We start from the raw sequence: 13,305 nt of genomic DNA on the forward strand, positions 1-13,305 counted from the left end.
CACCCCGGAAACGACTGGACGCGATCATGCCGAGCATGGACCGACAGCAGGAGTTCGTCCTGCGCACCCTCGAGGAACGCGACATCCGCTTCGTGCGGCTGTGGTTCACCGACGTCTCCGGGTACCTCAAGGCCGTGGCCGTGGCCCCCGCCGAGATCGAGGCCGCCTTCGCGGAGGGCATCGGCTTCGACGGCTCGGCCATCGAGGGCTTCGCGCGGGTCTACGAGTCCGACATGCTCGCCAAGCCCGACCCCGGCACCTTCCAGGTGATGCCGTCGGCCAAGGGCGGCTCCAGCGACACCGCGCGGATGTTCTGCGACCTCACCACCCCCGACGGCTCGCCGTCCTGGGCCGACCCCCGGCACGTGCTGCGCCGGGCGCTGTCGAAGGCCGCCGAGATGGGCTTCACCTTCTACACCCACCCCGAGGTCGAGTTCTTCCTGCTCAAGGACCAGCCCGGCGACGGCAGCCCGCCCGAGCCCGCCGACAACGGCGGCTACTTCGACCTGTCCACGCACAACGTCGCCCACGACTTCCGCCGCGAGGCGGTCTTCGCCCTGGAGGCGATGGGCATCTCGGTGGAGTTCAGCCACCACGAGGTCGCGCCGGGCCAGCAGGAGATCGACCTGCGCTACGCCGACGCGCTGTCGATGGCCGACAACATCATGACGCTGCGGCACGTCGTCCGTGAGGTCGCGCTCGCCCAGCAGGTGCACGCCACGTTCATGCCCAAGCCGTTCACCGACCTGGCCGGCTCGGCGATGCACACCCACCTGTCGCTGTTCGAGGGCGACCGCAACGCCTTCCACGACCCGGCCGACCCGATGCGGCTGTCGGCCACCGGCAAGCAGTTCATCGCCGGACTGCTCGTCCACGCCCGGGAGTACACGGCCGTCACCAACCAGACGGTGAACTCCTACCGGCGGCTGCTGGCCGGCACCGAGGCGCCGACCGCGGCCACCTGGGGCCGGGCCAACCGGTCGGCGCTGGTCCGGCTGCCCTCCTACAAGCCGAACAAGGGCCAGTCGGCGCGGGTCGAGGTGCGCTCGCCTGACTCCGCGTGCAACCCCTACCTCACCTTCGCCGTCCTGCTGGCCGCCGGGCTGCGCGGCATCGAGAAGGGCTACGAGCTCCCGCCGGAGGCCGAGGACGACGTCTGGTCGCTCACCGACACCGAGCGCCGCGCCGCCGGCTACGAGGACCTCCCGGTCTCCCTCGGCGAGGCGCTCACCGCGATGCAGGGCAGCGAACTGGTCGCCGAGGCCCTGGGCGAGCACGTCTTCGAGTTCTTCCTGCGCAACAAGTGGGCCGAGTTCAACGCCTACCGGCAGAACGTGACCCCCTGGGAGCTCAAGCGCTACCTCCCCGGCCTCTGAGTGCCTTTATCGCGATAATGGCGGTGAGCGGGGGATGGTGGGCTGCGCGAACTACGCTCGGCGCCGTGTCCGGCCAGCTTGCCCGCCTGCTCGTCGTCGTCCCCTCGGAGACCGATCCGCCCGCCCGGCTCGGGGCGTGGCTGGCGCAGGCCGGACTGGAGCTCGACGAGCGCCGGCCCGGAGCCGGCGACGACCTGCCCGCGACGCTCGACGAGTTCGACGGACTGCTCGTCCTGGGCGGGCCGCAGTCGGCGATGGACGACGAGGCGACCAGCCCGGAGCTCGTCGGCGTCCGCCGGCTGCTGGCGCAGGCGCTCGAGGCCGACGTCCCCACCCTGGCCGTCTGCCTGGGCGCGCAGCTGCTCGCCGAGGTCGGGGGCGGGCGGGTGCGGAAGGGGGTCGACGGGCCGGAGGTCGGCGCCACCCTCGTCGCCAAGCGCGACGCCGCCGACCGCGACCCGCTGTTCGGCCCGCTGCCGATGACCCCGGACGTCATCCAGTTCCACCACGACGAGATCGCCGAGCTGCCCCGCGGGGCGACCCTGCTGGCCAGCAACCCGGCCTATCCCCACCAGGCCTTCCGCGTGGGCCGGCGCGTCTACGGCGTGCAGTTCCACATCGAGACGACGCCGGAGATCGTCGAGGAGTGGGCCACCCGCGACGTCGTGGGCGTGGCCGCCAGCCCCTTCGACCGGGAGACCATCTGCGCCCGCGCCGCCGCGGTGCACCCGGACCTGGAGGAGGTGTGGGCGCCGTTCGCCGGCCGGTTCGCCGAGCTGGTGCGCACCACCGCCCGGACCGGAGCCGGTGCGGCGTGACCAGCGCGCCGGAGGTCCCGCGCCGGGCCGTCGTCCGGCTGGTGCGGTTCGGGTTCGTCGACGGCGAGCGGGCCGCCCGCCTGCTGTCCGAGCCCGCGATGGGGCTGTGGGACCTCGAGCGCAACGAGCCCGCCGACCCCGAGGCCGGCCCGGTCGTCTCCGCGCTGGCCCGCACCGGCGACCCCGACCTCGCCGTCCGCTCGCTGCGCCGGCTGGTCGAGTCCCTCGACGCCGCCGACCCCGGCGGCGGGTCGGCCGCCGCGCTGCTGGCCCGGCTGCGCGGCTCGGCGCTGCTGCGCTCCCGGCTGCTCGCCGTGCTGGGCGCCAGCTCCGGCCTGGCCGACCACCTGGCGGCCAACCCCGGCGACTGGACCGTCCTCGACAGTGACGGCAGCGGCCCGACCCGGCCCACGCCGCAGGCGCTGGAGCGGCAGATGCTGGTCGCCGTCGGCGCCGACTCCGACGACCCGCCGTGGGGGGTGCGGCTGGGCAGGGCGGCGCCGGACGCGGGCCCACAGCGCGTCGCCGACCTCCGGCTGGCCTACCGGCGGGCCATCCTCTCGGTCGCCGGCCGCGACCTCGGCGAGGGCCTGGCCGCCGAGGACGTCGCCGCCGAGCTGGCCGACATCGCCGGCGCCGTCCTCACCGCGGGGCTCGCGCTGGCCGTCGCCGAGCAGCCCGCCGACGCCGCGCCCTGCCGGCTGGCGGTGATCGCGCTGGGGAAGACCGGTGGCCGGGAGCTCAACTACGTCAGCGACGTCGACGTCGTCTTCGTCGCCGAGCCGGTCGACCCGTCCGGCCGGACCGGTTCGGAGGTCGACGCCGGCCCCGCGGTGAAGAGCGCGACCCGCGTGGCCGCGGCGCTGATGCGGATCTGCCACGAGGCGGCCTGGGAGGTCGACGCGGCGCTGCGCCCCGAGGGCAAGGCCGGTGCGCTGGTGCGCACGCTGGCCAACCACGCGGCCTACTACCGCAGCTGGGCGAGCACCTGGGAGTTCCAGGCGCTGCTGAAGATGCGTCCGGTCGCCGGCGACCCCGACCTCGGCCGGGCCTACGTCGAGGAGCTGTTCCCGCTGGTCTGGGAGGCCGGCGAGCGGCCCGGCTTCGTCGCCGAGGTGCAGGCCATGCGCCGGCGGGTGCTGGACAACATCCCCCCGGCCCAGGCCGAGCGCGAGCTCAAGCTCGGCCGCGGCGGGCTGCGCGACGTCGAGTTCGCCGTCCAGCTGCTGCAGCTGGTGCACGGCCGGGTCGACGTCCGGCTGCGGGTGGGCGGCACCCTGCCGGCGCTGCACGCGCTGCGCGCCGGCGGCTACGTCGGCCGGGAGGACGCCGACACCCTCATCGCCTCCTACCGGTTCCTGCGCACCGTGGAGCACCGGCTCCAGCTGCTCCGGCTGCGCCGCACCCACCTGCTGCCCACCGACGAGCAGCAGCTGCGCTGGCTGGCCCGCTCGCTGGGCTACAAGCCCGACCACCGCGGGGACGCCGTCGCCGTGCTGGACGCCGAGCTGTCGCTGCACACCCGCGAGGTGCGCCGGCTGCACGAGAAGCTCTTCTACCGGCCGCTGCTGTCGGCGGTGGCGAAGGTGCCGCCGGAGGCCGCGCAGCTGGGCTCCAAGGCCGCCGGGGACTGGTTGCGCGCCCTCGGCTTCGCCGACCCCGACGGCGCGCTGCGGCACATGGCCGCGCTCACCGGCGGGGTGTCCCGGTCGGCGTCGATGCAGAAGTACCTGCTGCCGGTGGTGCTGCAGACCCTCGCCGACTGCGCGGACCCCGACGCCGGCCTGCTGGCCTACCGCAAGGTCAGCGAGGCCCTCGGCGGCAACCAGTGGTACCTGCGGCTGCTGCGTGACGAGGGGCAGGTCGCCGAGCGGCTGGCCGCGCTGCTGGGCTCCAGCCAGTACCTCGCCGCGCTGCTGACCCGCACGCCCGAGGCGCTGCGGATCCTCGCCGACGACGACGAGCTGCGCCCGCGCACCGCCGAGGCGCTGACCCGGGCGTGGCGGCAGGCGGCCGGGCGCGCCGCGGACCCCACCGCCGGCATCCGGGTACTCCGCGGGCTGCGCCGGCACGAGCTGCTGCGGGTCGCCGCCGCCGACCTGCTGGGCCTGCTGGACGTCGAGCAGGTCGGGCGGGCGCTCACCGACATCGCCGTCGCCATGCTGCAGGTCGGCCTGGACGTCGCGATCCGGGCGCACGCCGCCGAGGCCGGCACCGCACCCGGCGACCTGCCGACCGATCTCGCCGTCATCGGCTTGGGCCGGCTCGGCGGCGGCGAGATGGCCTACGGCTCGGACGCCGACGTGCTGTTCGTGCACCGGCCGAAGCAGGGTGCGGAGGACGGGAAGGCGACCGCGGCGGCCAACGCCGTGGCGCACACGCTGCGCCGGCTGCTCGGCGAGCCGGCGCCCGACCCCGCCTTCGAGGTGGACGCCGACCTGCGGCCGGAGGGCCGGCAGGGCGCGCTGGTGCGCTCGCTGGACTCCTACCGCGAGTACTACGACCGCTGGATGTCGGTCTGGGAGGTGCAGGCGCTGCTGCGCGCCGTGCCGGTGGCCGGCGACGAGGCCCTCGGGACGGCGTTCACCGAGCTGGTCGACCCGATCCGCTACCCGGCCGGCGGGATCTCCGCCGAGCAGGTCGCCGAGATCCGCCGGATCAAGGCCCGGGTCGAGCGCGAGCGGCTGCCGCGCGGCGCGGACCCCACGACGCACACCAAGCTCGGCCGCGGTGGTCTGGCCGACGTCGAGTGGACCGTCCAGCTGCTGCAGCTCGAGCACGCCGCGGAGCGCCCGCAGCTGCGGGTGACCTCGACCGTGGCGGCGCTGACCGCGCTGCGCGAGGCCGGGCTGCTCACCGGCGACCAGGCCGGGGCGCTGCAGCGGGCGTGGGAGCTGGCCAGCCGGGCCCGCAACGCGGTCTTCCTCGTCCGCGGCCGGCCGAGCGACCAGCTGCCCCGTCCGGGCGTCGAGCTGGGCGGCGTCGCGCGGGCCAGCGGCTACGGCCCCGACGCCGACCCCGGCCAGTTCCTCGACGACTACCGGCGGGCCACCCGGCAGGCGCGCGGCGTCGTGGAGCAGGTCTTCTACGGCCAGCCGCCGACCGGCTCCTGACCGATGGGTGTGCCGACCGCCCCGCCGGGGCAGGGGAGGGGGGTGTCGCAGCCCGCCGCCGCTCCCGACCCGATCGAGGACCCCGCCCCGTCCACCGCGGGCGGTGCCACCATCACGCCCTACCGCGACGGGCCGCTCATCGTCCGCGGCGACTTCCGGCTGCTCGACCAGGACGGCGCCGAGATCGACCCGGGCCGCGAGACGATCGCGCTGTGCCGCTGCGGCAAGTCCGGCATCAAGCCCTTCTGCGACGGCTCGCACAAGCGGGCCGGGTTCTCGGCCCCGAGCGCGCCGAGCCGGCCGCGCCCGGCCGCCCGGATCCTGCGGCAGGGTCCCGAGGGGGACCCCGCTCGCTAGCCCGGGGACGGCCCCCTGCAGGGTCCCGCCGCGAGCCTGCGAGTGGTGGGGGGCAGGGGGTCCTCTTTCAGGCGGCGACCGGAGCCCGCCCGCGCAGCGCTGAGCCGCCGGACTCCCAGGCGCCCAGCAGGTGGGCGGCGGCCAGCCCGTCCATCGCCAGCGAGCACGCGGCCCCGAAGAGCACGTCGGCGGCCAGCTCGGGCTCCTCGGCGACCAGCGAGCCGCACATGTCCACCGAGGCGATCTGCTCGTGGACGGCGTCGGCCTCGACGTGCTCGTCGTAGAAGACCGTCGTCGCCCCGCGGAAGCCCAGCCGGCGCAACCCGGCCGAGTAGCGGCGGGAGGGCTCGGAGGAGGTCATCTCCACGCAGGCCAGGTGGCCGAGCGCGGCGCCCCGCCAGCGGCGGTGCAGACCGAACAGCGACATGGTGTTGACCGAGGCGAAGGCGGCAGCGGGGGCGTCGTCCCAGAGGGCGCCGTAGCCGGCGTCCAGATCGAGGTCGCGCATCATCCCGGCGAACAGCTCGCTGTGCATCCGCTCCGGGGCGCCGCCGCCGTACTCGTCGGCCTGGATCTCCACCATCGCGGCCTTGGTCCGCCCCGACAGCCGGGGGACGGCGAAGGTGTGCGGGTCGGCCTCCTTGAGGTGGTACACCGACCGCAGCGTGAGGTACTCCCGCCACTGCTCCAGCGACCCGGTGCGCGACATGTACGACGACAGCGAGGGGCCGTCGTCGGCGGCGATCAGGGCGGTGAGCTGCCGGTCGACCGGCTCGTCGGTCACCGCGAGGTCGCCGACCAGGCCGCGCAGCGCCGCGGTGTGCGCCCGCTCCAGGTGCGCGCGCAGGCGCAGCAGGTCCGGATCCCACTCCCAGTCCTCGTCGACGCCGTCGAAGCCGCGGTAGTGCAGCTCGTAGCAGATCGCGAGGGCGAGCTGGAGGTCGTCGTCGGTGAGCGGGTCGGTCGCGGCGGCCGCCGTCCGCTCCGCCAGCTCGGCGGTCGCGGGCGACAGCGTGCCGGCGCTGAGGTCGGTGCACAGGGCGTCGGTCAGGGGGCCCCGGGGCTCGGGCAGGCGCATCCCCCGCCCATGCCCACGACCGGCCCGTTCGATGCGTGTGCGCGTGCAACGTCGCCCGTGGGTAGGACCTGGGCATGAGCACGAGCCCGGCCGGCCGCGTCGTCCTGGTCACCGGCGGCAGCGCCGGCATCGGCCGCAGCACCGTCGCCCGGCTGTCCCGCGACGGCGCGCGGGTGGTGACCTGCGCCCGCGGCGGCGACCGGCTGGAGCGGGCCGTCGGCGGGCTGCCCGGGGTCAGCACGGTCGTGGCCGACGTCGCCGACGGGGCCGACCGCGCGCGGCTGCTCGACCGGGTCCTCGACGAGCACGGCCGGCTCGACGCCGTCGTCCTCAACGCCGGGCTGGGCTGGGCCGGCCTGGTCGAGGACATGCCCGGCGACGCCGTCGAGCGGCTGATCGGGCTCAACCTGACCGGTGTCGTGGAGCTCACCCGGATCGCCCTGCCGCACCTGCTGGACGCCGCCGCCCGCCGGGGGCGGGCCGACGTCGTCACCGTCGCCTCGGTCGCGGCGTGGTCTCAGGTGCCGCCCCTGACGGTCTACTCGGCGACCAAGGCCGGGGTGCAGGGCTTCGTCACGGGGCTGCGGCGGGAGGTGACCGCCCGGGGCGTGCGGGTGCACACCGTCAACCCCGGCCCGGTGTCCACCGAGTGGCTGGCCCGCGGGCACGGCTCCCCGCCGGCGTCGGACGCCGACGCCCGGGGCCGGCTCTCCCGCGGGATCCGCCCGGACCGGGTCGCCGACCAGATCGCCCGCTGCCTGACCTCGCCGTGGTCGCGCACGGTCGCCGTCCCCCGCTGGACGGGCCTGGCCCGGCTGGGCGAGGTGCCGCCGGTGGACCGGCTGCTGGACCTGGTGCTCTCCCGGCAGGCCCACCGGATCCGACGGGTCGCCGCGCGGTCGGTGGAGCGGCGCACCGGCTGACCCGGCCGCCGCCGTCGCGTTTCGGGAGGACTGCCCGCTGGGCAGGGGGAGGGGGTCCGTGCACCCGACCGGGAGGACGCCGAGACCGTGCGCCACCTCCGCGCAACCGCCGCCGTTGCCCCGCTGCTGGCCCTGGCCGCCTGCGCCTCCCCGGCCTCCGGGGCGGCTCCGCAGGCGGCCGCCGTCGCGCAGCCCGTGTCGGTCGCGCAGCCGCAGGACGACGGCACCTCCTGCACCGGCCCCGGCGGCTACCGGGTCGAGCTGCCCCCCGGCTGGTCGACCAACGACGCCGGCGTGCTGCCCGCCTGCAGCTGGTTCGGGCCCGGCGAGGTCGTCGTCCCCGAAGCCTCGGACGTCCGGACCGCCCCCGTCACCCTGCAGCTGCTGGACGCCCCGCTCGCCGAGGCCGCCGGCCCGGTGCCCGACGAGGTGGCCCGCACGGAGCTGGTGGTGGGCGGGCGCGAGGCCGTGCGGATCGAGCAGGTCACCACGCTGGGGCTGTACCCGGAGGGCACCCGCATCACGACGTGGGCGGTCGACCTCGGCGGGCGCACCCTGCTGGCCGACGCCGTCGAGCTGCCCCGGGTCGACCACGAGAGCGCGGTGGCGGCCCTCGACGCCATGGTGGAGGGCCTGCAGACCACCGCCGTCTGAGCCCGGTCCACCGACGCGCCCGCGACTCACCGTTCCCTGTTCGTCACCCACCTCGTGCACAGTGCTCGTCAGACCGAACGGTGGGACGAGGAGGGGCGATGGACTTCCTGCAGCCGTCGTCGTGGGACGAGGCGCTCGCGCTGCGGGCCGAGCGGCCCGACGCGCTGCCGATCAGCGGCGGCACCGACGTGATGGTCGAGCTGAACTTCGACCGCCGCCGTCCCGGGGCGCTGCTGGACCTCACACGGGTCGGCGAGCTCCGGGAGTGGTCGCTCGACGGCGGGACGGTGCGGCTGGGCGCCGGAGTCCCGTACGCGCGGGTGATCACCGAGCTGGGCGCGCAGCTGCCCGGCCTGGCGATGGCCTCGCGCACCGTCGGCTCGCCGCAGATCCGGGTGCGCGGCACCGTGGGCGGCAACCTCGGGTCGGCGTCCCCGGCCGGTGACGCGCACCCGCCGCTGCTGGCCGCCGGCGCGGAGGTGGAGGTGGCGTCGGCCGCCAGGGGTCCCCGCCGCGTCCCGGTGGCGGAGTTCTTCACCGGGGTCAAGCGCAACGCCCTCGAGCCCGACGAGCTGATCGCCGCGGTCCTCGTGCGCACCGCGCGCGGACCGCAGCAGTTCTGCAAGGTCGGCACCCGCAACGCGATGGTGATCTCGGTGTCGGCGTTCGCACTCGCCCTGCACCCCGACCGGCAGGCGGTCGGCACCGGCATCGGGTCGGCCGCACCCACCCCGCGGCGCGCTCCCGAGGCCGAGGAGTTCCTCGCCGGCGCGCTGGACTGGGCCGCCCGCAGCCCGCTGCCCGACGGCCTGGCGCGGGCCTTCGGCGAGCGGGTCGCCGCCGCGGCCTCGCCGATCGACGACGTCCGGGGGACGGCGGCCTACCGGCGGCACTCGCTCGCGGTGCTGGCCCGCCGCGCCGTCACCTGGGCCTGGGACGACCTGAGGAGGGCCGCCTGATGCGCGTCACCACCACCGTCAACGGCACCGAGCGCACCGCCGACGACGTCTGGCCGGGGGAGAGCCTGCTGTACCTGCTGCGCGAGCGGCTGGGCCTGCCCGGCGCGAAGAACGCCTGCGAGCAGGGCGAGTGCGGCTCGTGCACCGTCTACCTGGACGGCGAGCCGGTGTGCGCGTGCCTGGTCGCCGCCGGTCAGGCGATCGGCCGCGAGGTCACCACCGTCGAGGGCCTGGCCGACGGCGAGGCGCTGCACCCGGTGCAGGAGGCCTTCGTCGACGCCGGCGCCGTGCAGTGCGGGTTCTGCACCCCCGGGCTGGTCGTCGCAGCGCACGACCTGCTGGCCCGCGTGCCGCAGCCGTCGGACCCCGAGATCCGCGAGGCGCTGGCCGGCAACCTGTGCCGCTGCACCGGCTACGAGAAGATCCTCGACGCCGTCCGGCTCGCGGCCGACCGGCAGGCGACGCGATGACCACCACCGAGACCGGGGCCCGGACGACCGGCCGGATCGGCGACAGCGCCCAGCGCCCCGACGGCACGCTCAAGGTCACCGGCGAGTTCGCCTACGCCAGCGACCTGTGGCACGACGACATGGTCTGGGGCGTCACGCTGCGCAGCCCGCACCCGCACGCCCGCATCCGGCGCATCGACGTCACCGAGGCGCTCACGGTGCCCGGCGTCAGCGCCGTCCTCACCGCCGACGACGTGCCCGGCGAGAACGCCTACGGCCTCGAGCACGCCGACCAGCCGGTGCTGGCCGGGGAGTTCGTCCGGTTCGAGGGCGAGCCGGTGGCGCTGGTCGCCGCCGACCACCCGGAGACCGCGCGCCGGGCGGCGGCGCGGATCCGGGTCGACTACGAGGTGCTGCCCGCGCTCACCGACGCCCGCCGCGCGCTGGACGACGACGCGCCGCGGGTGCACCCCGGCGGCAACCTGGTCCGCCACCTGCGGCTCCGGCGCGGCGACCCGGCCCCGGTCGCCCCGGTCGTGGTGAGCCTCGACTTCGAGGTCGGCATGCAGGACCAGGCGTTCCTCGGGCCGGAGTCCGGGCTCGCCGTCCCGGCCGAGGACGGCGGTGTCGACCTCTACGTCGCCACCCAGTGGCTGCACGTCGACCAGCGGCAGATCTGCCTCGCGCTGGGCATGCCGCCCGAGAAGGTGCGGCTCACGCTGGCCGGCGTCGGCGGCGCGTTCGGCGGCCGGGAGGACCTCTCGGTGCACGTGCACGCCTGCCTGCTGGCGCTGCGCACCGGCAGGCCGGTGAAGATGAGCTACGGCCGGGAGGAGTCCTTCTACGGCCACGTGCACCGGCACCCGGCGACGATGACCTACGAGTTCGGCGCGGAGCGCGACGGCACCCTGGTCTACGCGAAGGCCCACGTGCTGCTCGACGGCGGCGCCTACGCCTCCTCGACCGCAGCGGTCGTCGGCAACGCGGGCACCCTGGGGCTGGGCCCCTACCGCTTCCCGTCGGTGGCGGTGGACGCCTACGGGGTGTTCACCCACAACCCGCCGTGCGGGGCGATGCGCGGCTTCGGCTGCGTGCAGGCCGCGTTCGCGCACGAGGCGTTGATGGACGAGCTCGCCGCCGCCGTCGGGGTCGACCCGGTGGAGATCCGCCGGCGCAACGGCGTCCAGGAGGGCGACCGCAACATCACCGGCCAGGTCATCGACTCCGCCGCCCCCGTCGCCGAGCTGCTGCAGCGGGTGGCCGACCTGCCGCTGCCCCCGCCGCTGGAGACCTCCGACCTGCGGAACCTGCCCGGCGCGGTCGGCAACACCACCCACGGCGAGGGCGTCCGCCGCGGCGTCGGCTACTCGGTCACCTACAAGAACGTCGGCTTCTCCGAGGGCTTCGACGACTACTCCACCGCCCGGGTGCGGCTGCAGCTGACCGGCGGCGAGGCGGTGGCCACCGTGCACACCGCCGCGGCCGAGGTCGGCCAGGGGCTGGTCACCGTGCAGCAGCAGATCGCCCGCACCGAGCTCGGCGTGGAGCGGGTGGTCGTCGTCCCGGCGGACACCGCGGTCGGCTCGGCCGGGTCGACGTCGGCGTCCCGGCAGACCTACGTCACCGGCGGGGCGGTCAAGGCCGCCTGCGAGGCGGTGCGGACGGCGGTGCTGCAGCGCGCCGCGGTCGCGCTCGGCCGCCCGGTCGCCGGCCTCGCGCTGGACGGCGACAAGGTCGTCGGCGCCGGCGGCGAGGTGCTCGCCGGGCTGGCCGACGTCCTCGGGGACGACGCGGTGGAGGAGACCGTCGAGTGGCGGCACCGGCCCACCCACGCGATCGACCCCCAGACCGGCCAGGGCGACGCGCACGTGCAGTTCGCGTTCTCCGCGCACCGCGCGGTGGTCGACGTCGACACCGAGCTGGGCCTGGTCAAGGTGGTCGCCCTGGACACCGCGCAGGACGTCGGCAGGGCGATCAACCCCGACGCGGTCGTCGGCCAGATCCACGGCGGGTCCGCGCAGGGCATGGGCCTGGCGCTCATGGAGGAGGTGGTGGTGACCGACGGCCACGTGCGCAACCCGTCGTTCACCGACTACCTGCTGCCGACCATCCTCGACATGCCGCCGATGAAGGTGGAGGTGCTGGAGTACGCCGACCCGCACGCGCCCTACGGCGTCCGCGGGGTGGGGGAGCCGCCGACCATCTCCTCGGGCCCGGCGGTCGCCGCCGCGGTGCGCGCCGCCTGCGGGAAGCCGCTGCGCCGGGTGCCCATCCGCCCGGAGCACATCACGGGGGTGTGACCCGGTCGCCGCCCGCGGGGGCGGCGGCGGGTCGCCGTCGGCCCAGGAAGCGCTGCAGCGCCGCCACGACCCGCTCGGGCGGCAGGTCGCGGGTGATGACCACGAGGGACGACGCCCGCGGGCCGTCCCAGCGCGGCAGGTGCCGCGGCGGGTGGACGACGTGCTGGACGGCGTCGAGGACGACCGGTTCGTCGCCGCCGGTGTCCAGGAGCGCCTTCATCCGCAGGATGCGGTCGCCGTGGGCGTGCAGCAGCGCCGAGACCCACACGGCGAAGGCGGCCCAGTCGACCGGGCCGTCGAGCGTCACGGAGGTGGACGCGACGCCGGAGAGGTGTCGGTCCGCCGGGAGCGGGGGAACCGCTGCGGCGGCTGGAACGGACCTCGTGGCGGCGAGGTCGATCTCGGCGCGGGACACGACGGGCGCCGCGGGGTTGAGTCGCCTCAGACGCGCGGCGAGCTCGCGGGCGGCCGCAGCGGTCACCAGGTCCGTCTTCGTCAGCACCAGCAGATCGGCGCACACCACCTGCTGCAGCCACTCCGCGCCCTGGTCGGCGTCCCGCGCGACGGCCTGGGCGTCGACGGTGACGACCACCCGGTCGACGGCGAAGTGGTGGCGCAGCGTGGGAGAGGCCAGCAGGGTCGCGACCACCGGGGCGGGATCGGCCAGACCGGTCGTCTCCAGCAGGACGCGGCGGACCGGGTCGACGTGTCCGGCCTCCTCCGTGGCGAGGAGCTCGTGCAGTGCGGACTCGACGTCCGAACGGGTGGCGCAGCAGACGCAGCCGCCGGGCAGCACCACGGTCCGCTCGTCGACGTGGCGCAGTTGGTGGTGGTCGAGCCCGATCTCGCCCAGCTCGTTGACCAGCACCGCGGTCGAACGCAGGTCGGGGCGGGTCAGCAGGTCCCGCAGCAGCGTGGTCTTCCCGCTGCCGAGGGCACCGGAGACGACCGTCAGCGGCCGCACGCCGGCCACGCTCACGGCGCGTCCCCGGTCTCCAGCGGGTCGACCGGCCGGCCGCGCATCCGCTCGGCCTCTCCCCAGAGCGACCCGAGGTCGCGGACGAGCACCGTGCGCCCCCGGCCGTTGGCCAGCTGGTAGCCGCGGCCGCGCCACTCGCTCACGGTCAGACCGGTGCCCACGAGGAGAGTCCGCACGGCCTGCAGCCGCTCGTGGCGGTGGCGGGCGGTGCCCGCCCCCGGGCCCCGGTCGCTCCAGTGGTCCTGCGGGGAGAGGTCCCCGCACAGTCCGCACATCGTCCACCTCGTCGTCGGTCGCGC

12 protein-coding genes are annotated in these 13,305 nt (G+C 75.9%); 9 read left to right on the forward strand and 3 right to left on the reverse strand.

Annotation, left to right across the window (positions count from 1 at the left end; genetic code table 11):
• Positions 1-35 precede the first annotated feature (35 nt).
• From BLR12_RS15570 to BLR12_RS15585, 4 genes are all read left to right on the forward strand, one after another.
• The gene (locus BLR12_RS15570) at positions 36-1,376 is read left to right on the forward strand and encodes a glutamine synthetase family protein (RefSeq protein WP_091380069.1); all 1,341 of its coding nucleotides are present in this window, start codon (positions 36-38) and stop codon (positions 1,374-1,376) included.
• A 65-nt stretch (positions 1,377-1,441) separates the two neighbouring features.
• Positions 1,442-2,194, forward strand: a complete 753-nt coding sequence (locus BLR12_RS15575) for a type 1 glutamine amidotransferase (protein ID WP_255363536.1) — start codon at positions 1,442-1,444, stop codon at positions 2,192-2,194.
• Positions 2,191-5,307, forward strand: a complete 3,117-nt coding sequence (locus tag BLR12_RS15580) for a bifunctional [glutamine synthetase] adenylyltransferase/[glutamine synthetase]-adenylyl-L-tyrosine phosphorylase (RefSeq protein WP_091379780.1) — start codon at positions 2,191-2,193, stop codon at positions 5,305-5,307. Before BLR12_RS15575 ends, BLR12_RS15580 begins: the two co-directional genes overlap by 4 nt.
• A gap of 42 nt (positions 5,308-5,349) precedes the next feature.
• A complete protein-coding gene (locus BLR12_RS15585; RefSeq protein ID WP_255363537.1) occupies positions 5,350-5,664 on the forward strand; it encodes a CDGSH iron-sulfur domain-containing protein in 315 nt (104 codons plus the stop codon).
• Positions 5,665-5,731: 67 nt separating this feature from the next.
• Here BLR12_RS15585 and BLR12_RS15590 read toward each other — a convergent pair whose 3' ends face one another.
• Positions 5,732-6,742 carry an iron-containing redox enzyme family protein gene (locus BLR12_RS15590; RefSeq protein ID WP_091379783.1) on the reverse strand — a complete coding sequence of 337 codons (1,011 nt, stop codon included), beginning with the start codon at positions 6,740-6,742 and terminating at the stop codon, positions 5,732-5,734.
• Positions 6,743-6,816: 74 nt separating this feature from the next.
• Between BLR12_RS15590 and BLR12_RS15595 the strand changes: the two genes are divergently transcribed.
• The 5 genes from BLR12_RS15595 to pucD all read left to right on the forward strand — a co-directional run bounded on the left by BLR12_RS15595 (position 6,817) and on the right by pucD (position 12,027).
• A complete protein-coding gene (locus BLR12_RS15595) occupies positions 6,817-7,665 on the forward strand; it encodes an SDR family oxidoreductase (RefSeq protein WP_091379785.1) in 849 nt (282 codons plus the stop codon).
• An 87-nt stretch (positions 7,666-7,752) separates the two neighbouring features.
• The gene (locus BLR12_RS15600) at positions 7,753-8,319 is read left to right on the forward strand and encodes a hypothetical protein (protein ID WP_091379787.1); all 567 of its coding nucleotides are present in this window, start codon (positions 7,753-7,755) and stop codon (positions 8,317-8,319) included.
• 98 nt (positions 8,320-8,417) lie between these two features.
• Positions 8,418-9,278 carry an FAD binding domain-containing protein gene (locus BLR12_RS15605; RefSeq protein WP_091379790.1) on the forward strand — a complete coding sequence of 287 codons (861 nt, stop codon included), beginning with the start codon at positions 8,418-8,420 and terminating at the stop codon, positions 9,276-9,278.
• Positions 9,278-9,748 (forward strand): (2Fe-2S)-binding protein, encoded by a 471-nt coding sequence (locus tag BLR12_RS15610; RefSeq protein ID WP_091379792.1) that lies wholly within the window; start codon positions 9,278-9,280, stop codon positions 9,746-9,748. Before BLR12_RS15605 ends, BLR12_RS15610 begins: the two co-directional genes overlap by 1 nt.
• Complete coding sequence (pucD, locus tag BLR12_RS15615; protein WP_091379795.1) at positions 9,745-12,027, forward strand: xanthine dehydrogenase subunit D; 2,283 nt, start codon at positions 9,745-9,747, stop codon at positions 12,025-12,027. The genes BLR12_RS15610 and pucD overlap by 4 nt, the downstream gene beginning before the upstream one ends.
• Here pucD and BLR12_RS15620 read toward each other — a convergent pair.
• Together BLR12_RS15620 and BLR12_RS24620 are read right to left on the reverse strand one after the other, a co-directional pair.
• A complete protein-coding gene (locus tag BLR12_RS15620; RefSeq protein ID WP_218120692.1) occupies positions 12,014-13,006 on the reverse strand; it encodes a CobW family GTP-binding protein in 993 nt (330 codons plus the stop codon). The two genes, pucD and BLR12_RS15620, sit on opposite strands and share 14 nt — an antisense overlap.
• Positions 13,003-13,281 (reverse strand): P-II family nitrogen regulator, encoded by a 279-nt coding sequence (locus tag BLR12_RS24620; RefSeq protein WP_176832542.1) that lies wholly within the window; start codon positions 13,279-13,281, stop codon positions 13,003-13,005. The genes BLR12_RS15620 and BLR12_RS24620 overlap by 4 nt, the downstream gene beginning before the upstream one ends.
• Positions 13,282-13,305 lie beyond the last annotated feature (24 nt).

It is taken from the genome of Geodermatophilus sp. DSM 45219, assembly GCF_900104025.1.
Classification (GTDB): Bacteria; Actinomycetota; Actinomycetes; order Mycobacteriales; family Geodermatophilaceae; genus Geodermatophilus.

What these genes read in the sequence shown, in the direction of transcription:
- BLR12_RS15570 (WP_091380069.1), top strand. Translation starts at nt 36, where the DNA reads ATGGACCGACAGCAGGAGTTCGTCCTGCGCACCCTCGAGGAACGCGAC.
- BLR12_RS15590 (WP_091379783.1), bottom strand. Translation starts at nt 6,742, where the DNA reads ATGCGCCTGCCCGAGCCCCGGGGCCCCCTGACCGACGCCCTGTGCACC.
- BLR12_RS15595 (WP_091379785.1), top strand. Translation starts at nt 6,817, where the DNA reads ATGAGCACGAGCCCGGCCGGCCGCGTCGTCCTGGTCACCGGCGGCAGC.
- BLR12_RS15605 (WP_091379790.1), top strand. Translation starts at nt 8,418, where the DNA reads ATGGACTTCCTGCAGCCGTCGTCGTGGGACGAGGCGCTCGCGCTGCGG.
- BLR12_RS15610 (WP_091379792.1), top strand. Translation starts at nt 9,278, where the DNA reads ATGCGCGTCACCACCACCGTCAACGGCACCGAGCGCACCGCCGACGAC.
- pucD (WP_091379795.1), top strand. Translation starts at nt 9,745, where the DNA reads ATGACCACCACCGAGACCGGGGCCCGGACGACCGGCCGGATCGGCGAC.
- BLR12_RS24620 (WP_176832542.1), bottom strand. Translation starts at nt 13,281, where the DNA reads ATGTGCGGACTGTGCGGGGACCTCTCCCCGCAGGACCACTGGAGCGAC.